Origin of the sequence: Chitinophaga pendula, from assembly GCF_020386615.1 — a bacterium.
Classification (GTDB): domain Bacteria; phylum Bacteroidota; class Bacteroidia; order Chitinophagales; family Chitinophagaceae; genus Chitinophaga; species Chitinophaga pendula.
In genome coordinates, this window is sequence record NZ_CP077769.1 from 1,730,255 (window position 1) to 1,756,872 (window position 26,618).

Sequence of the window (26,618 nt, forward strand, 5' to 3'; positions counted from 1 at the left end):
CTGATAAGTACCTGGATAACGGTATACTATATATCGTTATCCAGGTAACTTCTAAAACGTATCCAATTCGGCTAGCTTGGCCGTGCAAAGCCGTTCTGAGATGCTAATTAGTTGTTTGACTTTATCCAAAAGAATAAGGAGCTCTTCCTCAGATAGATTGCTATAGATAGAGCGATGAAAAGATAAATCAGATCGTAAGTAAAGAGAACAGTACGCATATCTGTCTTCCCAGCTTTTATAAACAAAGACAGCTGCCAACTCCGGAGAAAATTTTTCACTGATCTTCCTTAATTTCTCCAGGTTGTAGTTACGGGGTATTATACCAATAAAAAGAAGAATTGCGGCAATATAGGCTCGCTCGGCACTCTCGCGCAATAGGAATGTCGCTAATGAATAATCTTTTTGATTAAGAAACAAATCAACTCCCTTTAAAGCGTTTTGCGCAGTACTAATCCAATATGTATAAGTACTCCTTGTTTTCCTTGATAACTCCTGACGTGCACTGGCGGATGGATCACTAAGTCGCGCTAGCTGAATAGTGCCTGCATCATATAATAATATACCTTCTCTTTTTATTGCCGAAAAGAGGGGATGTTGTTCTCTTATACGTTCATTGACAAAGTCGATGCTGTGGGCAAAGATAGTGACCGGAGTATCAAATTTGCAGCGGTCATTTATACGCCTTACCAAATCATATTCATCCTCATACTCTTCATTTGTTCGTCCCGTTACAACCAGTATAGCATAGTCAGGTAGTGAAGAGGTGTTACTGATGACAGATGATCCTTTCCATAATACTGCTACTTTGGAATCCATTAATATGATCTTCTCAGGGGAATCACAAGTAATTAAAGTCCCAACGATTTTTCTGATCTCCTCAACTTTATCGGCTGACAAATGCTCCAGAGATATTTTCACGTGACTAGGGGTTTTATTTGATAATAAACATGTTATCGTAATATACATCATTCTATGAAGATGGCACACATTACAGGAGATGAGCTCGCTATAACTGTTCATTTCATTCAGTGATCATTTTTTATTCTTTTTATCTCTTTGACTGGTCTTACTAGGTATACGGAAGTTTTGTAACTAACTTCTCGCAACGAAAATCCATTCTCGCGTTACACCTAGTTTTAACTCCGCTCTCCATGACCAGAATCTCCAATCCGTCTATCCCGGAGCACTTTTACAGCCTGGATGCTATCAGAGGCTTCGCTGCAATTATTGTCGTACTCTACCACTGGCAGCTGTTTTTTTTTAAGGATGATATCTTCATATTGAATGGGTACGATAAAGCAGCTTTACCACTTCATGATCTGTTGGCCGTTTGTTATAACAATGGTATGGTCGTGGTAGATATGTTCTTCCTGCTTTCAGGATTTATCTTCTTCTGGCTATATGCCGCCAGGATCGCAGAGAAGCGAATATCCGTCAGTAAGTTCTTTCTGTTCAGGATCAGTCGCCTGTATCCTATTCATATCCTCACCTTTCTAATGATGATCGTTCTGCAATGGTTGATGATGCAAACCTATGGACATTACTTCATCATCCAACTGAATGATTACTACCATTTCGTTCTGAACATTTTCTTCATACAGACCTGGGGATTTGAAAAAGGTCCATCCTTCAATGGCCCCTCCTGGTCCGTATCAGTAGAAGTGTTCCTGTACGTAGTTTTCTTTCTCATCTGCCGGCTTAAATGGCAGTCCAATAAGTTACTGCTGCTTTTACTCATCCCACTGGGAGCAGTCCTGCAACACTATGACCTTCTCATAGGAAAAGGCCTATTCTCTTTTTTCCTGGGAGCACTGGTATATTATGTCTATAGCTGGATCATACAGCGGAATCGCTTTGGGAAATATTTTACGCCCATTTTACTCCTCACCTGCACACTATGGATACTGGTTGTGGTAGAATATCATGGGGGCTTTCTCCGGACTTTTTATATAGACAAAATAAAGGAGCTGCGGCCAGGGATAAGCGATACAGCTGCACAAACAAGCTATGGCGTTGTCCGTAACCTGTTTTTTCGTGTAACGGTTTCTCCCTGCACAATCCTGCTGCTGGCCCTCTGGGAAACGGGGAAAGGCACCCTCAGCAGGCATTGGGCTTGGATAGGGAACAGCAGCTACGCCATATACCTGCTGCACTTCCCCCTGCAAATAATGTTTGTATTGGTGGCTCATCAGCTGGGATTAAGCCGCAGTATAATGAGCCATCCGCTAACCTTATTACTGTTCTTCGGTATACTCATACCGTTAAGTGTACTTACCTACTATTATTTTGAACTACCCGTACAAGATAAAATGCGGGGCGCACTCCGGAGAAAAGAAAAAGCAGCACTTGCATAAGCCTATTCTTTTAACGATGCTACTACAGACACCTCCAGGTTGGCACCAGCTGCAAGATCCTTGACAGCCACACAGCTCCTGGCCGGAAAAGGGGCGGTAAAATAAAGGGTATATAACCTATTAAAAACAGCATACTGACTCATATCCTTCAGATATACCGTCACATTGACAATGGCTGAAAGATCTATCCCCGACTGCCTTAATATCTCCCGGATATTACCCATAACAACAGATACTTCCTTTTCAAATGTCTCATTGGCCAATTTGCCGGTAGCGGGATCGATGCCGACCTGTCCGGATACATATAACATGCCATGACTAGCCCTGGCGCTGCTATAAGGTCTGACAGGCTGCTTTTCCTGTGAAAAAACCGGCAACGCACCTGCCAGTAAAATAAATACCAAAATAACCTTGCCTATTATATGCATAGCTGTTCTACTTTTAATAAGTATTAATATATACAAGAGAGAGACGCAATATACGACGTCTCTCTTTCTGTTTAATCTGCAAATAACAAATGACTATCGGGCGATATTTACCTTGGATACTTGCTCCGTCAATCGGGCAAGAGCTTCCGGCTGTGACATATATACCACATGATTACCCTTTATCTCGGTTACCACGGCACCTGCACTTTTGTACATCTGACGTCGCAGATCCATATGAATGATAAGCTACAGTAGTAGGCTCGCAGCTATGGTTTTCCTGATTATTACGTTTGCCTGTCTGATCCCAGGCCCGACAACCCTACCGTCTGTTGAAAATTATTCTCGGGACAGGGCTTTTTTGTATCTTAGCTTAAATGTTAATCCTTTCCATTCGGTGTCTTTTCATACATTAAAACGAATAATTGTTAACCATTCACATAGTACCTGCCCAGGTGGGTAACGGGCCCTATTTCACTACCCGTGGCAGAAGCAAGTTCAACCTGAATCAAAAATTAAACCCAAAAAACATCACCCATGAAAAATCTAATGAAAACAGGATGGTATATCCTGGTGTGTAGTATTATGTTTGTTGCCTGCCAAAAAGAGAAAACACAACAACAACCCGGTACCGGAATATCCAATGATATAATCACCCAGATAAAGAAAATGGGATTCAATACCGAAAGTATCCGCAGAGTAGATAATGGTTATGTCGTTGAAGGGGACATCTTCCTGTCAACTAGATCATTGGATCAGCAGTCAGACAGTAAAAAGCTGCTGATAGCAAAAGAAGAACAGTATCGCACTAACAATGTGATTGCAATCAATGGTAGTAATAGGGAAATCACAGTATCTGTAACCAATCTTCCGCCTATATATGTTGCCGCAGCTGATGAAGCGATAGCGCGTTATAATGCATTGGGATTGCGACTTACCTTCCGCAGAGTTGCGAGTGGGGGAGAGGTAGATATCATTAATGCGAATCTTGGCTGGGGTATACTAGGGCAATCTGCAGGTTTTCCAGATGCCCAGGGTAACCCGCCTAACCCGATTAAACTGAATGCTGCCTATATAGGTAACACGCCTAACCAGGCATACATGGCGACTATTATTGCACACGAAATAGGTCATACGATCGGGTTTAGGCATACAGACTATTTTAACAGAGCATACAGCTGTGGCACCCCTGGTAATGAAGGAGATGCTGGTATAGGTGCTATCAATATCCCCGGCACTCCTACCGCCGCTGACCCTAACAGCTGGATGTTGGCCTGTGTAGGTACCAATATAAGCCGCCCATTCAATGCCAATGATATCGTTGCATTGAGATACCTCTATGGCCAGACTGGCGGCGGAAACCCCATTGCCGATGGTATATACAAAATTGTAAGCGTCGCCAGTGGCAAAGTATTAGATGTAGATGCTGGAAATGTCAATAATAACGGTGCTATCGTGCAGCAATGGGGCTGGCTCAATACCCCTAATCAACAATGGAGGTTTGAAGCATTGGGCAATGGCTACTATAAGATTTCAAGTGTCGCCAGTGGTAAAGTATTGGATGTTGATGCCGGAAATATCAATGTAGATGGTGCCGGTGTACAACAGTGGGCCTGGTTAGGTGTTGAAAATATTGGAAACCAGCAATGGGCCATTCGGCCGGAAGCTAATGGATCCTATGCCATTATCTGTAAGGAAAGCGGCAAAGTATTGGACCTGGCAGCTAATAATATTAATAATGACGGTGGCCGCATACAACAATATCTATGGCTCAACGGTGGCAATCAACGCTGGTACATCCAGGCGCCCTGATAAGATAACATAATGGCCCGTTAAAGAAAGGTTGGCAGTATTATGCCTGTTTGGTGCATGATATCGCCAACTTTTTTTAGTTATAGAGGGAATAAAAGATCAATCATCCAGTTTAAACCTTCGCAATAACTCCGTTAGCTCTCTCTCGCTGATACCGAGCTCAAATCCCTCTGCCGTCAATACCTTCCTTTCACGAAGTTGCTTGACAGCCCTGTTAAAGCTGCGGATCGTAATGGCTAGGTAATCCGCCATATCCTTCTTGGAAAAATACACCTGCTGCGCCTCCTGTAGCATCAAGAGCCGTATCAGACCATATTCTACAGGATAGAGCTGTTGATACGAAGCTCGTACACAGGTCTGGGCAAGGCGTGTCGCCAACTCCTCCAGTAATACCTGGTTCAGTTCAGCATCCGAATACATCAGCATCGTAAAGAGCTCCTGAGATAGCGTATAAGCTTTTACCGGAGTAATAGCCTCTACGTTGCAGATACTCACCGCCTTACGGATCGCCTCTAATTCACCGGTAATCTCGCCTTTACCCAGGAACTCAAAAATCAGGTTCTTATCATTGTCCTCCGTCATATAACATTTGATAATACCCTCCAGGATGACATATACCTTATGAATATGATCTTCCTGTCGGATAAGTTTCATGCCGGGCTCAAAAGATTGCAGGGAGATATGATGTCCATGCTTCCCAGCCAATAGTCGCTCCATACACGACAAAAATGCGGGATTAGTACGTAGCATATTTTAGTTGGGACATATGTCCCGGTTTTTTAAATGGCTCCTTTTTATTTTTGTGCCGGATTCAAAGATATAAATAACAATGAAACAACTACTGGACATCGACACCTGGTCGAGAAAAGACCATTTCCGGTTCTTTACCGCATTTGAAGAACCATTTTTTGGGGTTTGTGTAGACATCGACTGTACCGTCGCTTACCGGCGTGCAAAAAATATTAAAACATCGTTCTTCATATATTACCTGCATAAAGCGCTGGTAGCAGCCAACCGGGTAGAATCTTTCAGATATCGTATCGCAGACGACCAGGTCTGGATCTACGATAAAATACATGCTACCCCTACCATTAACCGTCCCGACAATACCTTCGGATTTTCTTATATGGACTACTACGAAGACTACCGGGAATTCGAAACTGCGGCCTTACTGGAAGCCGAAAGGGTACGCAATACCCCCGGGCTGGAACCCGCCGGTGCTGATCAGAATGTGATACACTTCTCTGCAATACCATGGGTTAGCTTTACCGGCCTCTCCCATGCAAGGAGTTTCTCCTTCAAAGACAGCTGTCCCAAGATATCTTTTGGCAAGATCAAAGATCATGGTACAAAAATGTATATGCCTGTATCAATACATGTGCATCATGGACTCATGGATGGATACCATGTAGGACAATTCGTTGCCGCATTCGAAGAATTGATGAATGATTAAACACAGCTATGGCACCCGCTTGGCCTTATCTTTCTTTAAGATAGCCTGGCTTTTCTGCTGTATGGCAGGAGAAAGCTGCTTCCAGTTACTGTCATACTCGATACGATAAGACTGTGCCGCCTCCTCGTCAACGGCATAATAAGCTGTTGCCTTGGACTTAATGAAACTTTTTCCTTTTGTCGGGGTGGCGGGCGTAGTATAAACGATCTGCTTTAACTCCTTGGCGTCAAGGCCATCACTCGCACCGTAATAAGTCAGATAAAACTCTGGCATACCGTCTTTATCTTCATCACTGACACTGCATAGAGGATACTCGAAAGAGGGCCAGTAAACTACATTGCCAAAGTCCTGGAATCTGGCCTTTTCAACTACACCACCATGATCCTGCAATAGTATAAAAGCATATAGATTATGCTCACTGTATACGATGGTATCGATCGGTGCAGATCGCATATCCTTATGCGCATGAGTGCCAGCCTCATGCTCCCATCGGTTGGTCGAAAAGTTGAAGACCTCACCGACACCCCCCTCTTTATATTCAATGATACGGGTTAGCGTACGTACTTTTTTCGTGAAAACAAACTCAAAATGTCCTTGCCGGCTTTCACAATGAATGATCTGTGTCGTTTTTCCGTATGTGCTATCTCCGTAATTATAATCCAGATCCGTTAATTGCTCGTATTTTGCTGCATCTTTAGGATAAAACCAATTTACCTTCAGCGTACTGCCTTGTGCGAAGGCCGACAAGTAGAAGGATATACAAAAAAGCATAAGTAGTAAACTTTTCATCGTATGATCATCTTTCGGTGATGGGTAATATCGGACAAAGGTAAAAAGAAAGCCCGGCTATCAGAAGATAACCGGGTGGTATAGCTAAAAAAGGAGAACAAAATTATTCAAACTTTACAGCAACGTTAGCGCTGAACTGGCATGGCATCAGCTGGCCGATATAACTACCCTAGGATACCTTATCCGTGAGGTGGTCCTCATTTGCCACCAACTGGTATCTGGGACGGTCGTAACTTCGTATAAGAGACCTCTTCCCTTGAGATTACATTATAGACTTACGGATTTTCTAGATTTTTTAAAGGCATCCGCGTAACATCGACGACCTCCTCACGCGCGAATTTATGGTAGCCGGCAGTTACCCGTACCCGTATTACTCAAGCTAATTCAATTAGGGAAAATGTTTTACGCGATAGGGAAATGTCTGAACTAATGATCAATGTCGGCTGTTATATTAAGCCGGATCAGATCCGCATGCAGATCCAACCAATAGTAGTATACATCATATTAATCCTTCACATCCAAAAAACAAATTATGGCAAACAAGGAGCTGAGTATTATTCTCGTTCATGGAGCATGGGGAGACGGATCCCACTGGCGCAATGTTATCCCCGCCCTCACGAAAGAAGGCTATAAGGTCCGGGCCGTTCAAAACCCATTGACCTCGCTTGCCGATGACATCAATAGGACCAGGGATTTGATTGATGCACAAGAGGGAAAAGTGTTATTAGTAGGACATTCTTACGGCGGAGCGGTGATCTCCGGCGCAGGCAATCATGACAAAGTAGTAGGATTGGTATATATCGCCGCCTTTGCACCCGATGAAGGTGATAGTTTGGGCAGTATATTTGCCCGCCGGGAGCAGCCCTCCGGCGCTGCTAGCATTTATCCCGATGCAAAGGGTTTCTTGTGGCTTAAGTATGACGAATTTCACAAAGCCTTCGCAGATGATATGGAGGAAACAGATGCACAGATAATGTCCCTCACACAAAAACCCATCAATGGACAATGCTTCGCTGACACCGCCGGTATCCCGGCATGGAAGAACAAACCAAGCTGGTACCAGGTATCCGACCGGGATAACATGATCCCGCCGGCGACGGAAAAAGAAATGGCAGAAAATATTAAAGCGAAAAAAATCATTCACCTCGATGCCAGCCATGCCTCCCTGGCCACGCACGCCGGAGAAGTGACAGCCCTGATACTCGAAGCGGCGGCTGCCGTTTGATATAACGTAACTTCCCGCTTGATATACAATCAAAAAAGGGCGGTCACATCAAGTTGACCGCCCCATATATAACTGATTGATATCGTTCACAACTACCGGAAACTAACCTGACCTCTATAATATCCTCTGGCGATCTCACCCTTTACAAATTCAATATAATATTCAATAGTATATTCATCATTCTTCTTGCTTACCTTCAAAGTACCGCTCTTTACATTTCTCACTATCTTACTGTTCGCCGGATCAATATCCCCATCCTTAAAAGTGGCATCATAGGCAACACTCGCATTGGAGAAATATTTCTTCCTGTCATAATTATCTTGTGGGGATAAGTAAGTGTAAGTCTGCCCATCGATCAGCGTATCTACTTCAATATCGATGACGTTTATCTTACTACCACTTACATTAAAGGGCATCGGAACGCTGGAAATAGATAGGTCTCCCATGGCATCACCCCAGCCATCCAAGTTAGCAAAAGGGGTACTGAATTTCTGATCGTTTAAAGTAAATGAACTCTCCGGGGCTGCAGGGGTGTCTATGGTTTTATTTCTACTACAAGACATGGCAGCAGCTGCTATCACAGCGCTCAGCAAAAGTTTTTTCATAGTGCAGTAATGTTGATTAAAAATGATTAATCGTGATAAAATAATGGGCAACAATTATCGTCGCATAGGCACACAATGACAAATAGAATGCCTGGTTACAATTTAGCGGCTAATTTTGTTGCAATATTTAGGGCATAATATCTTATTATGAATTTATTTATTGTTTAACACTATGTGATAAAGGTATAGGGTATCCCTCAAGGCTTAAAAATTTAATAATAATAATTGCATGGCCCGAACTAATGAGAGTAGTTATTTTTATAGGACACTAAAAATTAGAACCATGAGACAATGTTTGCTTTTAGCCCTGGTAGTCGTAACCCTTTTTACTACCATTGACACATTCGCTACCATCCCTGTTTTTCCCCCCGTAAAAAAAAATGAGACCGTTGCTAAATCCTACAACATCAGGATCGGATTAATACGCCGCGACGGTACAGTCATCACCTCCGGCTCTGCTGATCTCAGCGGTTTTTATGCACATGATGCCAAAACAGGCAATTACTTTTACGCCGAACATCATGTAATTGGTGGTTTCTTCCAGCTCCCAGCCAAGATCTATGGATTACCTGGAGGCACTTATACATTTGGTGCAGACAGAGGACAAGGTAACTGGATCGCCGTTAGCGACAAAGTAGTTACCATCACTCCGGATATGGTTGGGCCCGATGGCTTTGTCGACATTCTTTTGGAGATCGCTTGGGAAGAATAAACTGAATGATACATTAATCAACTAATTGACATACAGGCTCTCTACGGAGGGCTTGTATGTCTTTATACATACCTAATAACAGGTATCAAAGGAGATAAAACCACTGGCAAAGGAAAATATAACCGGGTAGCCTTGTCTCCCAAAATTCGGTGTCGTATACCAACCCGTACTCAATAAAATATCTCTCTTTGCCAATTACATGAATGCCTTTATTAATGTTCGACAGGGTATTGACCGATGCCAGAAATACTGGACTATACGCAGGGAGGAAAAGTAAGAAGTAAGGGAATAGAGATAGATATTAATGCCCGTCCCTTGTGGCAATTATGCCAGCCGTTATAAGGTAATTGATAATAGCAAAACAAGTATCTTTTACCTGCTGGAATACACTCTTTTAAATGGTAGCCTATTCTACAACGTTAGACACTTCAGGGTTACACTAACACTGAATAATATCACCAACGAAGTATATTATGCGGGATACTGATTCGTAAACCCTCAAAAACCGAGGAAGTTTACAGCAGGGTTTGCCTATAAGTTTTAGAAGATCAACCGATCTATAAGTGGCATCGCCGGTCATTATATATTGACCGGCGATGCCACTTATGTAGAAGGATAGAAGGAGTATTAGACTTTATAATATTGCTCCCAGCCCTTACGAGGAGGAGGTCCTACCAACAGCTCATTGGCCTTTTTATTATTGGTAATGATTTTTTTATTACGGTCAAATTCCAGCTTGCTACCAGTCCATTGCGCTAATACACCCAGGCAGAATACCTGGCTTAACGGTCCGGCAATAGCAAACGGAGAACGGGTCTCTTCCTGTCCCTTACATGCCAGCAGAAAGTTCTTAAAGTGATTGGATGGGCTGGCTGGTACCTCCGGCAAACGGGAAGCCATTTCTTTGGCTTTCTCTTCCGGAATAATGGATAAGGTACTGCCATGCGAACCGCCCTTAAAGATCAGCTCTTTGCTGTAAATGATTTTGCCAGGGTTCAGTTTCGCTGGCTCAATCTTCCCGGTGCTCGGCGGCGGAATGTTCGGATCCAGCCCGGATACTCCATAACCCTTCGGAATAGGCGGTAAGTTATCTACCCCATCATACCAGGTGACATCGATTGCAGGCATATTGCCGCGTTTAGGAAACTGGAATAGCAAAGTACTGGACATGGGGTAGAAGAAGTTGTTATGCCCGCTCAGCTTTAATGGTGCTACACTGCTGGGGAGTCCCATGTCCAGGAACTGATGTGCCGTATCCAGTATATGCGCACCCCAATCCCCCAATGCGCCCATACCAAAGTCGAACCAGCAACGCCATTGGCCATTTACAAATTCCTTATTATATTGGTGTCCCTGTGTCGCCATCTGCCATATATCCCAATCCAGGGTATCCGGTACCTGTTGGGCAGGAGGGAAAGAGGTAATATGCGGATCCCAGCCATGCCAGCGCCGAGGAGAATTCATATGAGCAGTGATAGCCGTTACATCCTTTATAATGCCCGCATCTTTCCAGGCCTTAAACTGGAAATAGTTGGCTTCGGAGTGTCCCTGATTACCCATCTGGGTTACCACCTTATTGTATTTCCTGGCAGCTTTCATCATCAGCTCAACCTCATTAAAAGTCCTGGCCATCGGTTTTTCCACGTATACGTGTTTGCCAAGCCCCATAGCCATCATCGTAATAGGGAAATGTGAAAAATCGGGAACGCCAATTGACACCGCATCAATCTGGTTGCCCATTTTATCAAATAGCTGCCGGAAATCCTGGAACCGGGGAACATCCGGGAACTGTTTCAGAATGTTCAACGTATGAGGAGCGCCCATATCTACATCGCACAACGCGACAATATTAGCCAATCCTGTCTTATACAGGGCTTCTATGATCTCCGCACCGCGGTTGCCAATACCTATGCAAGCCAGGTTGACACGTTCATTGGAGCTAATACGTCGAGGGCCCGCCGGCAGCCCTTTTGCTTTCAATAACGATGGACCAGCAGCTGCTGCCGCAGAAAGCAGCAGCGCATTTTTTAGAAATGATCTTCTCGAATTATCATTTTGCTTCATTTCTCTTTATTTATGTGTTAGTCTTACCAAAGTACATAAAATGCGGAAAGTCTCATAACCACCCCTGTATTCATTCCAATACAGACGATATAGAAGCAGCCTACCAATAAGGCTTAATAGATACCTGGTATCAAACGGCTGGTGCGCTGACAATAGTCCCGGTAGCTGTCGCCGAAGGCTGCTAATAAGGCCGCCTCCTCCGTGCGAATGCGGTACTGCAAGGCTAAAAAGATAGGTATCACCATTACAAGCGTAGATATCAGACTGCCGGTTGCAAATCCCATCCCTGCCACTATCAGTAACAAGCCTGCATAACTGGGATGACGTACATACTTATATAACCCGCTTGTCTTTAGCTGGTGGGAATCCCGGATTGCAACATCTACCGTAAATAACCTACCCAATTGTAATATACTTATCCAGCGAAGGATCATCCCCGCGACGGCGATCACAATACCTGCCGTCTGCAGGTAAAAAGGCAGCCATAAACCCCATTGCCGGGTAAAGGTCATTCCCAACGTCATGCTGACGCAAATGGTTACCCATAAGATCAATAAAGAGTGTTTATCGCGGTCTCCCTGCTGAGGAGCCTTCCCCGAACGGGAACGTTTTACTATTAATAATGTAAGCTCTGATAGGAAGAAAAGTGTGCCGATGATCTGGACAGTTTGCATAGACGAAGAGATAAATAATGTAAACCAATATCGCTAAAAGGTACGGATTTTCAAATCTTTATCAGCTTACTTACGGTCGTCCGGGAAAAAATACCCCCGGTTATTTGTCAACCGGGGGCAAATTCGCAGTAGCTAATGGACCATTTATGCCAGGACCTCGCTATCTATTTTCTCAACGATCTCTTTCAAGATAATAGCATTCTCGGGTAGATAAGACAGGTTCAGCATAAGGGGATGTTCCCCTTGGCCGCGATAAACGTTAAAACTGCCACGCGTGCTCTCGCGCCATTGCTGCCTGTTTCTGATGGGGGTATCCATCTCCTCCGGAGACGTGACCAGGTGAATGTTGGCATCTACCTGCCCCTGGTCCGCTTTGTCATTCATATGTTTGGAGTAAGCCGTGATCTTCTTTGCGGTCTTCTCCCGTACATTGGCAAAGTATTCGGGATCCATGCCGTACATCTCCGCATCCAGATTCTGTAAATGTAAAGCAGTAACACTGGCCAGCTCTTCATCAGATTTGGCATCAGGTTTCGAACGGCGATATGTATCTATCATGATAATATCTGATACCGCTTGCCCCCTGCTGGCCAACTCCTGAGCAATTTCAAAGGCGAAATTGCCGCCGACAGAATAACCCATCAGAATAACAGGCCGGTTACCTTGTAACTCATCGATTACTTGTAGATAAGGCGCCAAACCCGCTGCTGACTCCTGGAAGTGGAAACAGCAAAGTGTATGATCCGGGAAATAATCGGTAAGTGCTGCATATACAAAAGAATAACCGATGTACGGAGGAAAACAGAATATAACCTGCGACTTACCAGGATTAACGATCGAGTAGGGGAGCTCCTCATAGATTTTACCTAACTCCTCTGCATTCCGCATATGCTCCGCCAGGTCCCTAATCGTAGCAAACTTGAATGCCGTGGCCAATGGAAGATCTATATCCAATTCTTTCCTGATCCTGTTTAGGACTTGTATCAATTTAATAGAGTTACCACCGATCTCAAAGAAGTTATCCGAAACACCCACACGTTCCAATCCAAGTATCTCCTGCCAGATAGCCACCAGTTTTTTCTGGATATCCCCTACGGGCGCTTCATATACATGGGTGATCGTTACCTGCTGACTACCGCTTGCCGCCAATGCTTTACGGTCTATCTTCCCGCTGCTGGTCAGCGGAAGGGCTGCCATATGCACGTACGATACCGGCAACATATAAGCGGGCAGATAGTTAGCCAGGAAAGCCCTTAACTCTGATGTGTGATAAGTAGTGTCCGCTTCATAAAATACCACGATCTGCTGATCCCGGTTAATCTCCGTTAAGACGGCGGCAGCTATCTTGATTTGTCTGAACTTAAGCAGCGCATTCTCTATTTCTCCCAACTCTATCCGGTATCCCCTCAGTTTTACCTGGTTGTCAATACGACCTATATATTCTATACGTCCATCGGGCAACCACCTGCCAAGGTCCCCGGTACGATATATAGGTCCGGTAGAAAGGGAGGTAGTCCGGAAGAACCGTTCTGTAGTGAGCGCTTCGTTATTAAAATAGCCGGCACCCACCCCATCTCCGCTGATACAGATCTCCCCAATCACATTGATTGGCTGTAACTGATCTTGTGGCCCCAGAATGAATACCTGCTCATTGAGCAGCGGACGACCGATTACGATCCTGTCATCTTTTAATTCCTCTGCCGTACTCCATATACACGTCTCCGTCGGTCCATAGACGTTAAATATCCGCGTAGACCGGAAACTGCGGAGCGTGCCAAACAATTCACCGGGTAGCGCTTCCCCACCAACCAATAACGTTTTGATCCTTGACATACACTCAGTGCCAATGCTGTTAAATAACAAGGATAATCTCGAGGGCGTGAATTGTAATACATTGATCTCATATTGATAGATCAGCCGCTCTGCCTGCTCGAAATCGTTAACCTCGCTGTCATTGGCCAGTACCACACTTATACCGGTCAACAGGCTACAGATGATCTCCAGGACAGCGATGTCAAAGGTGATATTGGTAAGGCCCAGTATGCGGTCTCCTGCATGCATACCAAATACCTCCGTCAGGTTTCTTGTGAAAGAAACCACATTGCTGTGTTGTATCATCACACCTTTGGGAGTACCGGTGGAACCGGAAGTGTAAGTGACATAAGCCAACGCATCGGGTGTAATAGCAGGCGACACAAAGCGGGGCATATCAGTATCTTGCGCCGCGAGGATATTATATATTGGCAGGGTGTGTTCGACAGTCTTGTCTGATACGATCAGGCTACAGCCACTATTCTCAAGGACGTAGGCAATACGCTGTACCGGGAAACTGGGATCTACCGGTACATATACCGCACCTGCTTTCAATATAGCCAGCAAGGTCACCGGTAAAGCCGCACTTCGCTGTAACATGACCGCCACCTTATCACCTGGCTTTATACCGTACTTCACCTGCAGATATGCCGCCCTTTCTTCAGCCTGCTCATCCAACTCGGCAAACGTAAGCTGTACGCCATTACTGATCAATGCAATTGCAGCTGGCTGTTGTCGTACTCGTTGTTGCCATGTCTGCGGTATGGTCATCCCGGCATCCCTGACAACAGTAGTACCGGCAAACGCATATAACGATTGTTGTTCGGCTGCATCTGTCAGCAGAATGTCTCCCAGCAGCCTGGCAGGTGTATGCAGGACCTGTTCAATGATATGAGTAAAGTGATGACCAAGTCGGTGGATTGTCGCTGTAGTAAACAGATTGGTATTGTAATTCACGAGGAATTGAATACCATCAGGTTCCTGGATCGCTTCGAAAGCAAGATCGAACTTTGCAACATCGATCTCCAGCGGATAAGACGAGAACCGTAAAGTATGTTCCTGCTCTTGTTCTTGCGGTCGTACAAAAAGGAACATCGTATCAAATAATGGATTACGGCTGGTATCCCTTTTCAGATGGAGAGACTCGATCAGTTCTTCAAATGGATATTCCTGGTGCTCATAAGCTGCCAGTGCATTGGATTTTACCTCTTTCAGGAAGGAAGTGAATGTTTTGTTCGCACTGGGATAGTTACGTAACGCAAGTGTATTGACAAACATACCGATGATCGGTTCAAGATCGGCATGTGTACGTCCTGCTACGGGGGTACCCACAATAATATCTTCCTGTGAAGCATATTTTGAGAGTAGGATATTGTATGCTGCCAGCAGGAACATGTTTAAAGTAACTTCCTGCTGCTGGATGAAGTCAAATACGCGCGCTGCCAGCGCTGGGGTGAGTGAAAAGAAATGATTGCGGCCGTTAAAGGTCTGGACCAAAGGGCGGGGGGCATCCAATGGTAATTCCAGTTGCGGCAATGTTCCGTCAAACTGCTGCCGCCAGAATGCCCGTTGTACCTGAATAGCCGGGCTTTGGAAAAAAGCTTGCTGCCATGCCGCAAAGTCTTTGTACTGAATAGTGAGTGAAGGATGTTGCTGACCATCATATGCTTCCCATAACTCACGCATAAATATCTCCATCGACAGACCATCCGCAATAATGTGATGGATGTCAAACAGTATCAGGTGCTTCTCGGCAGATACGGTAATTGCTGCTGCCCGTACCAGCGGGGCAACGGCCAGATCGAACTTTTGTACGAATTGCTGGATATATGTAGCTGCTTGTGCTTCTTCGCCGACCTGATAAGACAACTGGAATTGAACATGATCGTGTACAATCTGTACAGGTTCGTCTGCTGCAATAGTGAAGGAAGTACGAAGACTTTCATGCCTGTCGACAAGTGATTGGAATGCCTGCTCCAGTCGCTTCACATCCAGTGGGCCGTCTATCCAGAAAGCGGTGTACATATTATAGCTTGTACCGGCTCCCTTGAAATGACTCATCACATACATCCGCTTTTGTGCAGACGATAACGGGTAATGCGGCTGCCGCCCTACCGGAACGATCGGTGCAAAGTGCCTGCCGGAAACGCCACTTAAGTGAGTTGCCAGCGATTTTACGGTCGTATGAGTGAATATATCCTTTAATGTGATCTCCACATGCAATGCCTTCTGTATACGGGATACGAGCAACATGGCTTTCAGGGAATGGCCGCCGGCATCGAAGAAATTATCGGTCGTACCTATCCCATCCGTCTCCAGTATCGCCTTCCAGACTTCCAATAACCGGGCTTCCATCTCATTATCCGGTGCGGTAATGGCAGTGGTCAGATCCGTAGCACTGGGCGCCGGTAATATCTTTTTATTGATTTTACCATTAGGCGTAAGTGGTAAAGCATCCAGCTGTACAAAGTAGGAGGGAACCATGTAAGAAGGTAATTGTCCACCCAGGTAAGCTTTTAATGCAGGTATGCTAATAGATTTGGCGGAAGAAAAATATACAGCCAATGACTTATGGCCTTGTTTTGCCTCATAAGGCACCACAACGACCTCCCGAATATCTTCATGATGCAGCAATACTGCTTCTATTTCTCCGGGTTCAATACGATAGCCATTTATCTTTAACTGGTCGTCTTTACGTCCTGCAAAGGAAATATTACCATCTGCACGCCAGCTGCCGATATCTCCGGTACGGTATACCCGTATGCCGCCTAACTCCGCAATATGAGTGAACTTTTCCGCTGTTAGCTCTTCGCGGTTCAGATAACCTCTACCTAATCCCACCCCTCCTATGCAGATCTCCCCGGATACGCCTACCGGACATAACTGGTTATCCCTGTCCAGGATATAGATATGTGTATTATGCATCGGTCTGCCAACAGATACACTATTGCCGAGATCTCCGGCCGCAGACATATTAAAATAGGTGGTATATACAGAGGACTCCGTTGGGCCATATGCATTGATGAACAGCCTTCCTTTACGATAGATATCCGCTGTAATAGGATTGATTGCCTCTCCGGCTGTCATCAATTTATTGATCGGCGCTATTAATGCCGGATCTATTACCGACAGGTAGGAGGGAGGCATTGTTGCTACGTTCAGTCGGTACTCCCGGATGAATGCTCCGAAGGCCGCGGTATCAATGATGGTAGCACGTGCAGCAGGTACTACCACTCCTCCGGTCACCAGTGCGATAAAGATCTCCGCCAGGTGAATATCAAAACCAGGACTGGCGAACATCAGGCTACGGTCCGTAGCTGTGAACTCCTTAATGTCGATCTGGCAATAAATAAAATTTACAAAGCCACTGTGCTCTATCTGTACTCCTTTAGGTCGGCCGGTAGAGCCAGACGTGTAAATAACGTAAGCCCAGTCATCCGGACAAATAGTTGGTAACACCACCTCTCCGGCAGCTCCAATACTGGTTACGGGCACAACATTAGCCTGATGCTTGTCCAGTAACTCCTGAACCGCAGCAGGAACCTCCCCGGTGCTAAGTACATACGTACACGCAGTATCTTCCAGCAGGAATCCGATTCGCTCCAGAGGATACTCCGGGTCTATAGGTAAATACACCGCCCCGCTTTTGAAAATACCGATCAACGTGACTACCAGCAACTCATTTCGTTCGGCAAGTACACCTACCACTTGCCCTTTCTGAATATTCAGGCTTACCAGATGCCTGGCTATCCTGTCAGCCTGCTCATTCACCATACGATAGGTAAGCTGTACGCCATTACATTCCACTGCGATGGCATCAGGTGTACGTAGTACCTGTTCCTCAAACTGCTGGTGGATAGTACCTTTCTTATATTCTTTATACGTATCGTTGAAGGTGGAAAATACCAATTCTCTTTCAGCGTCGTCCATTAGAGAGATATTCCGTATCTCAGTGGCAGGACGGGCAGCAACCGTCCGCAGGATATTTATATAATGACCCGCCATCCGCCGGATAGTAGCAGATTTGAAGAGGTCTTTCGAATAACTGAATAATACCTCCATGGCATCTCCTACTTCACGAACCTCTATGGATAGATCGTATTTTACCGCATTACTGTCTACATCCGTTGGCTGAAGCTGCAGCCCTTGTAGTTGAAGGTCTTCCAACTCCAGGTTTTGGTAAGCAAACAGGGTGTCAAATATGGGATGCTTCCCGGGTATCCGATCCAGATTAAGTGCCTCCACTAATTCTTCCAAGGGGTATAGCTGGTTATCCAGTCCCTTGAAGAAACACTCTTTAAGTTGTTCCAGCAAAGCGGTAAACGGCTGCTCAGATGCTATCTGGGTTTTTAAAGGCAGGGTATTCACAAACATACCGATCAAGCCATTTACGTCAGGATGGGTACGCCCGGCCACCAATGTGCCTACTACAACATCAGGTTGACTTGAATACTTATACAGGAGTACCTTGTAGGCAGCTAAGGTTAGTAGGAATAGGGTACTGTCAGCTTGCTGACCTGCCTTTTTCAGGCCCGCAGTGATCTCCTTGCTGATAGGGAAATACAGATGTTCACCCTCGAAGGTGTTTTGATCGGGTCGCGGATAATCCAAAGGAAATGCAGCGGTATCCGTTTGGTCCGCAAATGTTGTTAACCAGTATTGCTTTTGCTGCTCAAATAAGGAACCCTGACGATAATGGGTCAGCCATACCGAGTAGTCTTTATATTGGATTTTTAAAGGAGCAAGAGCAGCACCGTTATATAACTGTGATAGCTCCTTCAGCAAGATGTCGATCGACGTACCATCCGAAACAATATGATGCATGTCGAACAGGAGGGTATAACTGTCTGCAGCGTGTTCGACGATGCCGGCACGGAGCAGTGGTGGCCTGCTCAGATCAAAGGGTTGTACAAACGTCCTGAGTATCGCAGCAACATTGTTATCACTATCTCTCCGCACAGGCAGCTCAAATGTTACTGTTTCCTGGATCTCCTGTACTACCATGCCATCTATTGCTTTAAAACCCGTACGTAAAGCGGCATGTCTGGATATCAGCTGCCTGAAAGCTTTCTCCAGCCGCTTGATATCCAATGCTCCCTTTATCGTATAGGAAATTGGAATGTTGTAATTGGCAATATCTTTATTCAACAAGTAACCCAGGTACAACCTGCGCTGTGCATAAGAGGCGGGATAGTAGTCTGCTACCGGTGCCACAGGGATATCTGTAGTAACCGTTTTATCAGCAGTAGCAATATAGGCCGCTAATCTCCGGATAGTACGCAGGGCAAAAATTTGTCTTAAGGGAATTTCTACCTGGAAATCGCGTAGCAACAGTGTCACCAGTTTAGCTGCTTTCAGAGAATGCCCTCCCAGTTCAAAGAAGTTATCATGCACACTCAACATTGGCGTACCAAGGAGGTTTTGCCATAGGTGAACCAATTGTTCCTCTATAGCGTTAGCGGGAAGATCCGCTGCGGTCAGTTCCCGGACTACAGCAGTGGGTACTGGCAGCCGGCGCCGGTCTGTTTTACCATTGCTTGTCATGGGGATGCTATCGAGCTGAATGAACCTGGAGGGGATCATATAGTCGGGCAATACTTTCGCTAATGCTTCACGGATAATTGTTGTATTAATGGCAGTAGCCGGCACGTAATAGCCACATAAATATTTTGTAGCTGATTCGTCTTCAAAAGTACAAACAACGGCTTCCTTTATACTGGGTAACTGACGTAGTGCTGATTCAACTTCACCGATTTCGATTCGGTAACCTCTTATCTTCACCTGATCGTCCGAACGGCCGATGAAATGCAGGTTACCCTCTACATCCCATTTGGCAAGATCACCAGACTGATACATTTGCTCTCCCGGGTGAAACGGATCGCTGACAAACCGGGTTGCCGTAAGCACGTCATTATGCAGATAACCAGCTCCGACGCCGGCTCCGGCAATATATAGTGCTCCGGGTACTCCAATAGGCACTACTTGGAGGCTTTCGTCAAGAATATAAATACGAGCATTAACGAGAGGTTTCCCGATAGATACCGGTTCTCCTTTGGGGGCTTCCGGTATATAGCGAAAACCGGTACAAGTAATACTGGCTTCTGATGGTCCATAAAAATTACCGATATCGATACCTGGTATCAGGTTGGTATAATCATACAGTAAGGTGTCCTGTATGGCTTCTACCCCCACAAATAAACGTTGAAGAGGGATCGGCTGTCCGCTCGACAGTAATGCGTGATAAAGCGCCTGTAACAATACGGGCGGTACATAGGACATGGTAATGCCCTCCCCGATAATGACCGCTGCCAGTGCTACGGGATCAAATAACTGTTCCTTGTCCAGGATAACCAATGTAGCACCGCCGGTCAATGCCAGGAATATTTCCGCTACACTGGCATCAAAAGCTATGTTGGCTATTGCGAGGCAACGGTCGCTGTTATTGATAGGAGTAGTGTAACAGTTATTAATACCTGCAATCGTATTGCTTAGCCCCCCATGCAGCAATTGCACACCTTTGGGTTGGCCGGTAGAACCGGAAGTATAAATGACATAAGCAGTATCCTCTTTTGAAATAGCAGGAAAGGAAGGAGCCGGCAAGGGAATGGAAATGGCTTCATCCAGTAAGATGACACTACTCGCTCTGTTCTCAAATAGCACAGATCTGGAGTCATAATAATGACGAGTGGTAAGAACGACTGTCGCACGACTGTCCCGCAGGATGTACTGGATGCGTTCATCAGGTGCTTCAGGGTCAATCGGAAGATAGGTTGCTGCGGCCTGTATAGTACCTAGTATACCCATGATCATATATTGGCTGCGTTCACAGAGTATGGCTACGATATGCCCTTTTTCAATACCTGCAGTGAAGAGATGTGCCGCTATATAACTACTTTTCTCCTGTAATGCCTTATAGGAAACGGTTACGCCGTTGTATTGCAGTGCGGCATGATCCGGTTGCCTGTTTGCCTGCTGTACAAACTGCTCGTATACATTGGGGTTAACAGCCGCCGGCAGCACATTATCATTGAAATCGCGGATAATATGATCATACTCGGTTTCACTGAGCAATGATATCGCATTGGAAGGAATGGCCGGATTTCCGGTTATCGTATCCAGTACCTGGAAAAAGTGCCTGCCCAATTGTTGGATCAGCCAGCCTGCATAGGATGCCTGGTAATAAAAGTGACAGGTGAAACTTTGTGCTGTCTTCTCAATATGCAGTCTTATCCTGGAACTAACCGGGAAATCGCATTCCGGCGTAAAGGGTGCATAAGAAAAGGCATAGCTGAAAAGCGTGGTAATGTCTCCCTGATGCGCGGTGTATTTTTCGCTGAAGCGTTCAAAGGAATATTCCCTGTGGGAGTAGGCGCCTTTGAGGGTGGTTTGCATGGCAGTGAGCAATTGTTTAACAGGCAAATCCTCATGTGTTGAAGCAGTCAGGAATAATGGCAGGGTTGCATCAGACGCTGCTGAGACAGCGGGCGCAGCACAAGCGATAAGTGATGTGTTCGTATGGGTGTACCGCTGGATCAGGAGGTGAAATGCCGCCAGCAGGAAAGTATAGATACCGGCGTCTTTGTCCTGGCAGATCTTTTTTAATGACGCAGCAGAAGCATCGTTGAGTGTAAAAGCATAAACCTGCTCTGCTGGTGCTGCCAGCTGATGAGTAGCAGAGAGCGGAGCGGGTGAGATGGTGGTAGCAACATCTACCCAATAATCGAGGGCTATCTTATGTTGAAGAGTCTTTTCCATGAGCTAAATGATTTAGAGGCCTGACTAGAAGTTAAAGGAGAAATCCAGGTCAGCAGTTTCACCTGCCGACTCTGCTGCTATCTTAACCGACAGCGCATCGATGGTTTTGTCGGGAGCGGATAGTATATCGGCTAGTAAGGCTAACAGCCTTTCCTTCAGGAGCAATATGCTGTCATGTTCAAAAAGGTCGGTATTATATTCTAACTTAACAGGCCAGTTGTTTTTTTCTTCCTGTATTTCCAGCAGCAGGTCAAATTGTGCAGAATAACTTGGCATAGGATACCCGGAAATATTTAATTGTTCCAATGCTATATCGGGTACCTCGATATTCTGCAATACAAACATGGCGTCAAACAGTGCATTCCGGGATGGATCTTTCCGGAGATCCAGCTTGTCTGCCAGCAGGGCAAAAGGATAATCCTGGTGCTCATAGGCATTCAGGGCATTGGTTTTTACCTCCTGCAGGAAGGCGAGGAATGTCTTATCTGCTGCCGGTTGATTCCTTAATACGAGTGTATTGACGAACATACCTATAATAGGCGCCAGTTCATTATGAGAACGACCTGCGATAGGAGAACCTACCACTATATCTGTCTGCTGCGTATACTTATATAATAGCACGTAGTATACTGCCAGCAACACCATAAATGGGGTGCTACCTGTTTGTGCGGCGAGTGCCTGTATCTGTTGTACTTGTGATTGTGGTAATTCGAAGAATATCCGGTCTCCGTTAAATGTCTGTACGGCAGGACGGGGTTTGTCTGTGTGCAACTGCAATATAGGCAGTCCGTCCGCGAATTGTTGTAGCCAGAAATCTTCCTGACGCTGCATCTCTCCACTGGCAAAGAGCTCCTGCTGCCACATGACGAAATCCTTGTATTGAATTTGTAATGGCGACAGCGCCTCTTCGTGGTATATCTTCACCAGCTCAGATGTAAATACGCCCATGGATACCCCATCCGTGATGATATGATGCATATCCAGGAGTAGGAGATATTTGTCTGGTGCCAGTGTTACTAAGCTTACGCGTAGCAATGGCGCCTGTGTAAGGTCAAAGGGTTGGAGGAACGACTGCCAGATCGCATTAATATCTTCCTGGCTGCTGATCTCCTGTAATACAAAGATGACCTTGTCCTGTATTTGCTGTACTGGCTGGGCATTTTTTTCATGAAAGCTGGTCCGCAAACTTTCATGGCGGTCTATCAATGTCTGGAAAGTAGCGGTAAGCCGCGTTTTATCCAGAACACCTTCTAGCAGGAGCGCAGCGGGCAGGTTGTAAGCAGTACTTTGCATATTGGCCTGGCTGATCAGCCATAGCCGCCTTTGTGCTTCCGATAGCGGATAATACGCTTGTGCAGGTGCTGGTTGTATCGACCGGTATGCGCGTATTTGCGTACCTCCGGAGATCAGTTCTTCTACTCCTTTGGCCAGCGATCTGACGGTTGCAAAGGTGAAAATGTCCTTAAAGATGAGATGTATGCCAAATTCTTTCTCAATAATGGAGATCACCTTTGTTGCCATCAGCGAGTGACCACCCAGGCGGAAGAAATCGTCATCCAGCCGGAGTTCATCCAATTTTAATACTTCGATCCAGATCGCTGCGATCTTCTTCTCCATATCGGACCAATTATCCTGTAAGATGGCAGCTATATGGGCTTTATCAACGGCAGCAGCTGATGTTAATGACGTCTGTTGCTTTTTCTCGTTGATATCGGTAGCGGGAATATCACTGAGTTGTGTGGGAGGTTTTAACCAGCAGCGGATACGTTCAAAGACATATCCGGGCAGTGGCACTTTACGGGCCTTGCTATCCGTATAATAAAGTGACCAGTTGATGGGATATTGTTGTTCGTATAGCACCTGGATGATCTCTAGTGGTGATTGCTGCAGGTGCAGCACGGAGTAGAGAAATTCTTTATCCGGATAAGCAAGTGTTTCCAAACCCTTGGATAACTGTCCGGCAGGCCCCATCTCAATAAACACCACTTTGCCATCCGCCGTTTCTCTTTCTACCAGGCTGCGTAATTTTCCGGACAGGTCAACAGCAGGAGCACCGGTGCTGATGTCTCCAATGGCTGTCTCCAGCGTCATTTCCTGGAGCAGTACGGCTACGACAAGATCGCCGTTGCCGACACCCAACAAATGTTCTGTACCTAAGCCGCGTGTCTCCAGGTATTTGTATAAGGCATACTGAAATACAAAACGGTTGATATCCGGATGGCTCTCCGTATAGAAGGGTGCACATTCATCCACAAACTGTCTGAAGACAGGAAAGGCTGTTGATACCGCCTGTAAAAGCTTATCGCTGACGATGCTGTCATCAGAGAAAAGGAAGATGGCCTTTTGGGTAGCTTCCTGGGCATGGTGGATACTGGCATGTCGCAGTTTTTCGGCCAGTTCCTGTTGAGTAGATGCCGTCACTGACACACGATGTGGATAATGATTCCGTCCGTAGTTCAGTGTGTAGCTGATGTCTCCTAATGAAGGAACACTTTCCGCTGCTAAAAATGCCTGGAAAGCCTGCAGGTAATGCTGCAGGCTCTGTACCGAACGTGCGGAAAAGTTGAACAGGAATGTCTGCTCGGTATGTGCTCCGGCGGTTGGTGCAGGCGCTTCTTCCAGCAACACATGACAGTTGGTGCCACTCAGGCCGAATGAGCTGACACCGGCCCTTCTTGGAAAACTGACATCCCAGGTTTTATAATCAGCATTTATATAGGTAACGGATTGTTTGAAGTCAATAAATGGATTGGGCTGGTCAAAATGTACCGAGGGGTATAACTCCCGGTTCCTTAGCGATAACACTGTTTTGATCAATCCTGACATGCCGGCTGCTCCCCCTGTATGTCCGATATTGCTCTTGATAGAGGAAACGGCACAAGTATGTTTTTCCCTGGCGATGCCCTTAAATGCGAGATCAATACCTGCTATTTCTATAGGGTCGCCTAATTTGGTGCCGCTGCCATGTGCTTCTATATAGGTGATGGTAGCCGGATCGATATTGCTTTTTTGCCAGGCTTTGCGTAGTACTTCCGACTGTGCCTGGCTGCTGGGAGCGGTCAGGCTACCGGACAATTGTGCATCCTGGTTGGCAGCAGTACCTTTGATAATGGCATAGACAATATCGCCGTCTGTGAGTGCCTTTTCCAATGGCTTCAGCAAGACGGCACCCACCGCTTCTCCGGCGCCGGAACCGTCTGCTTTTGCGGAAAAGCTACGGGTCTTTCCATCTGTGGACATGATACCCAGGTTCGGGCCTGCCTGTTTTTCATCCGGAAACAGTAAAAATCTTACTCCACAGGCAAGTGCATATTCGGCATCGCCCAAATGCAGCTCGTTACAGGCTAAATGGATCGCTTGCAGCGACGAAGAACAGGCCGTGTCGACCATGGCGGCATTTCCGCGGAAGTTGAAAAAACGGGCTATTCTTCCGGCAGTAGTTGCATTGGTTGTACCTGTGACAAGGGTGGGGTCAAACCTTTCGGCCAACAGCTGATATTCCTGGTCGGTATCTCCAATGAATACGGCAGTGGCGCTGCCATTGAAATGGTCTGCTGCATATCCGGAACTTTCGATCGCTGCATAAACCACTTCCATCAATATCCGCTGATGGGGGTCCATATGTTCCGCTTCTGCACGTGAAATATGGAAGAACTTATGATCAAATTTATCAATGTCCTCTACAAACCCCAGCGGCATGTACGTCTTGTCCAACGCGATCGCTGTATTCGATTTCCTTTCAAAGGAAAGTTCTCTCACACTATCCCTGCCTTCTATCAGATGCTGGCGAAACATTGCCAGGTTATCTGCTTCGGGGAACCTCCCGGCAATTCCTATTATTGCAATATCTTTCATTGTCCTATAGCTACTTTTATATACTCCGGATATTTGATGAAATCAGTTAACGGATGCTCTAGCAGCATCCCTCCATTGTCCAGGGTACCAGCTTCCTGAAAGCCGGCAAATTTATAGGTGACAAACATCAGCCTGTTCCTGTCCGTAGGCAGGAATTCTGCCTGTAGACGGCATCCCTGTTCTTTTGCCAGGTTCATAATATAATTGAGCAACACACCGCCTACACCTCTCGACATTACCCGGCACGACATCAGCAGCAATTTCAACGTCCAAATGTTTCCTTCACACGATACCATCGCCACGCCAATCTTACCGTATGAACCGTATTTGTCAACCAGTTCGGATACAAACAAATGGTGATCCGGCGATTTGATCAATGCTGCCAGCTCATCATAAGAATAGGAGTAGCCGGTAGCATTTAATTGGTTGGTACGTACCGTCAGCTCTTCTACCCGTTGCAGATCATTTACGGTTGCCCGGTGTATCGCAAATTCAAGCTCCAATGATTCCAGGAACTTCCGGTTATTACCGATCTCCTGTTCTTCCTGATTACGGATATCATCATCCAGGTACATCTTCCGGCGCAGAGAAGATTCTTCTGTAATAAAGCGGGGTTTGAATTGTGTCAGTACATTTACTATCTGATCCACATCCAGACATGTTACCTGATCATGTACAAAACTGACCTCATCCCGTTCGAACGGTTGATCATCGATAAAGGCAATAGCATCTATGCCGATATTGAGTTTTTCTTTTATACGCTGGATGGAATTGGACTTAAGATCCCAATTGATCTGGGGATATAGGAAATATTCCCTCAGGCCGAAAATTTCCAGTTGTTTTATCGCATCTTCATGATTGTTTTTGCTGGCAATCGAATTGATAATACCCCAGCTATCCAGCGTGGCCAGTACTTCTTTAATACCTTCCCGTAATACCAGCTGGTCATGCTCCAGCAGCACGCCATGCCATATTGTATGGTCGAGATCCCATACGACACATTTGATCACCTTTTTTTTTCCTTTTTTCTGCGGGGTTTCGTTTATTTCAGTTGTTGTATCCTTCATGGTAACATGTTTTTTA

15 protein-coding genes are annotated in these 26,618 nt (G+C 45.8%); 5 read left to right on the forward strand and 10 right to left on the reverse strand.

The features are described 5' to 3' along the window. Positions 1–51: 51 nt before the first annotated feature. On the reverse strand, positions 52–918 hold the full coding sequence (locus KTO58_RS06830) for a HEPN domain-containing protein (RefSeq protein WP_095840098.1): 867 nt from the start codon (positions 916–918) through the stop codon (positions 52–54). Positions 919–1,151: 233 nt separating this feature from the next. Between KTO58_RS06830 and KTO58_RS06835 the strand changes: the two genes are divergently transcribed. Continuing rightward, a complete protein-coding gene (locus KTO58_RS06835; RefSeq protein ID WP_095840097.1) occupies positions 1,152–2,354 on the forward strand; it encodes an acyltransferase family protein in 1,203 nt (400 codons plus the stop codon). A 2-nt stretch (positions 2,355–2,356) separates the two neighbouring features. Here KTO58_RS06835 and KTO58_RS06840 read toward each other — a convergent pair whose 3' ends face one another. Further along, entirely contained in the window at positions 2,357–2,782 is a 426-nt protein-coding gene (locus tag KTO58_RS06840) for a Rid family detoxifying hydrolase (protein WP_095840096.1), read from the reverse strand. Positions 2,783–3,316: 534 nt separating this feature from the next. Between KTO58_RS06840 and KTO58_RS06845 the strand changes: the two genes are divergently transcribed. Beyond that, positions 3,317–4,591, forward strand: coding sequence for a M57 family metalloprotease (locus KTO58_RS06845; RefSeq protein ID WP_095840095.1), 1,275 nt, complete (start codon positions 3,317–3,319; stop codon positions 4,589–4,591). A 99-nt stretch (positions 4,592–4,690) separates the two neighbouring features. On the opposite strand, the gene KTO58_RS06850 is transcribed toward KTO58_RS06845, so the two are convergent. Continuing rightward, positions 4,691–5,308, reverse strand: coding sequence for a Crp/Fnr family transcriptional regulator (locus KTO58_RS06850; RefSeq protein WP_198314991.1), 618 nt, complete (start codon positions 5,306–5,308; stop codon positions 4,691–4,693). 112 nt (positions 5,309–5,420) lie between these two features. On the opposite strand from KTO58_RS06850, the gene KTO58_RS06855 reads away from it, so the two are divergent. Next, positions 5,421–6,044: a chloramphenicol acetyltransferase gene (locus KTO58_RS06855; protein ID WP_095840093.1), complete on the forward strand. Its 624-nt coding sequence runs from the start codon at positions 5,421–5,423 to the stop codon at positions 6,042–6,044. Between the two features lie 6 nt (positions 6,045–6,050). On the opposite strand, the gene KTO58_RS06860 is transcribed toward KTO58_RS06855, so the two are convergent. After that, entirely contained in the window at positions 6,051–6,815 is a 765-nt protein-coding gene (locus KTO58_RS06860) for a hypothetical protein (protein ID WP_157753141.1), read from the reverse strand. A gap of 550 nt (positions 6,816–7,365) precedes the next feature. Between KTO58_RS06860 and KTO58_RS06865 the strand changes: the two genes are divergently transcribed. Next, on the forward strand, positions 7,366–8,058 hold the full coding sequence (locus KTO58_RS06865) for an alpha/beta hydrolase (protein ID WP_095840091.1): 693 nt from the start codon (positions 7,366–7,368) through the stop codon (positions 8,056–8,058). Positions 8,059–8,150: 92 nt separating this feature from the next. On the opposite strand, the gene KTO58_RS06870 is transcribed toward KTO58_RS06865, so the two are convergent. After that, positions 8,151–8,663 carry a hypothetical protein gene (locus tag KTO58_RS06870; RefSeq protein WP_095840090.1) on the reverse strand — a complete coding sequence of 171 codons (513 nt, stop codon included), beginning with the start codon at positions 8,661–8,663 and terminating at the stop codon, positions 8,151–8,153. A gap of 283 nt (positions 8,664–8,946) precedes the next feature. On the opposite strand from KTO58_RS06870, the gene KTO58_RS06875 reads away from it, so the two are divergent. After that, complete coding sequence (locus KTO58_RS06875; protein WP_095840089.1) at positions 8,947–9,375, forward strand: hypothetical protein; 429 nt, start codon at positions 8,947–8,949, stop codon at positions 9,373–9,375. A 627-nt stretch (positions 9,376–10,002) separates the two neighbouring features. On the opposite strand, the gene KTO58_RS06880 is transcribed toward KTO58_RS06875, so the two are convergent. The 5 genes from KTO58_RS06880 to KTO58_RS06900 all read right to left on the reverse strand — a co-directional run bounded on the left by KTO58_RS06880 (position 10,003) and on the right by KTO58_RS06900 (position 26,602). Next, positions 10,003–11,439 carry a Gfo/Idh/MocA family oxidoreductase gene (locus tag KTO58_RS06880; protein WP_095840088.1) on the reverse strand — a complete coding sequence of 479 codons (1,437 nt, stop codon included), beginning with the start codon at positions 11,437–11,439 and terminating at the stop codon, positions 10,003–10,005. Positions 11,440–11,552: 113 nt separating this feature from the next. After that, on the reverse strand, positions 11,553–12,113 hold the full coding sequence (locus KTO58_RS06885; RefSeq protein WP_225860100.1) for a methyltransferase family protein: 561 nt from the start codon (positions 12,111–12,113) through the stop codon (positions 11,553–11,555). Positions 12,114–12,257: 144 nt separating this feature from the next. Continuing rightward, complete coding sequence (locus tag KTO58_RS06890) at positions 12,258–21,680, reverse strand: non-ribosomal peptide synthetase (protein ID WP_095840085.1); 9,423 nt, start codon at positions 21,678–21,680, stop codon at positions 12,258–12,260. Between the two features lie 24 nt (positions 21,681–21,704). Then, the gene (locus tag KTO58_RS06895) at positions 21,705–25,535 is read right to left on the reverse strand and encodes a condensation domain-containing protein (RefSeq protein WP_095840084.1); all 3,831 of its coding nucleotides are present in this window, start codon (positions 25,533–25,535) and stop codon (positions 21,705–21,707) included. Then, a complete protein-coding gene (locus tag KTO58_RS06900; RefSeq protein ID WP_095840083.1) occupies positions 25,532–26,602 on the reverse strand; it encodes an HAD-IIIC family phosphatase in 1,071 nt (356 codons plus the stop codon). Before KTO58_RS06900 ends, KTO58_RS06895 begins: the two co-directional genes overlap by 4 nt. Positions 26,603–26,618 lie beyond the last annotated feature (16 nt).

What these genes read in the sequence shown, in the direction of transcription:
- KTO58_RS06835 (WP_095840097.1), top strand. Translation starts at nt 1,152, where the DNA reads ATGACCAGAATCTCCAATCCGTCTATCCCGGAGCACTTTTACAGCCTG.
- KTO58_RS06840 (WP_095840096.1), bottom strand. Translation starts at nt 2,782, where the DNA reads ATGCATATAATAGGCAAGGTTATTTTGGTATTTATTTTACTGGCAGGT.
- KTO58_RS06845 (WP_095840095.1), top strand. Translation starts at nt 3,317, where the DNA reads ATGAAAAATCTAATGAAAACAGGATGGTATATCCTGGTGTGTAGTATT.
- KTO58_RS06850 (WP_198314991.1), bottom strand. Translation starts at nt 5,308, where the DNA reads ATGGAGCGACTATTGGCTGGGAAGCATGGACATCATATCTCCCTGCAA.
- KTO58_RS06855 (WP_095840093.1), top strand. Translation starts at nt 5,421, where the DNA reads ATGAAACAACTACTGGACATCGACACCTGGTCGAGAAAAGACCATTTC.
- KTO58_RS06860 (WP_157753141.1), bottom strand. Translation starts at nt 6,815, where the DNA reads ATGCTTTTTTGTATATCCTTCTACTTGTCGGCCTTCGCACAAGGCAGT.
- KTO58_RS06865 (WP_095840091.1), top strand. Translation starts at nt 7,366, where the DNA reads ATGGCAAACAAGGAGCTGAGTATTATTCTCGTTCATGGAGCATGGGGA.
- KTO58_RS06870 (WP_095840090.1), bottom strand. Translation starts at nt 8,663, where the DNA reads ATGAAAAAACTTTTGCTGAGCGCTGTGATAGCAGCTGCTGCCATGTCT.
- KTO58_RS06875 (WP_095840089.1), top strand. Translation starts at nt 8,947, where the DNA reads ATGAGACAATGTTTGCTTTTAGCCCTGGTAGTCGTAACCCTTTTTACT.
- KTO58_RS06880 (WP_095840088.1), bottom strand. Translation starts at nt 11,439, where the DNA reads ATGAAGCAAAATGATAATTCGAGAAGATCATTTCTAAAAAATGCGCTG.
- KTO58_RS06885 (WP_225860100.1), bottom strand. Translation starts at nt 12,113, where the DNA reads ATGCAAACTGTCCAGATCATCGGCACACTTTTCTTCCTATCAGAGCTT.
- KTO58_RS06890 (WP_095840085.1), bottom strand. Translation starts at nt 21,680, where the DNA reads ATGGAAAAGACTCTTCAACATAAGATAGCCCTCGATTATTGGGTAGAT.
- KTO58_RS06895 (WP_095840084.1), bottom strand. Translation starts at nt 25,535, where the DNA reads ATGAAAGATATTGCAATAATAGGAATTGCCGGGAGGTTCCCCGAAGCA.
- KTO58_RS06900 (WP_095840083.1), bottom strand. Translation starts at nt 26,602, where the DNA reads ATGAAGGATACAACAACTGAAATAAACGAAACCCCGCAGAAAAAAGGA.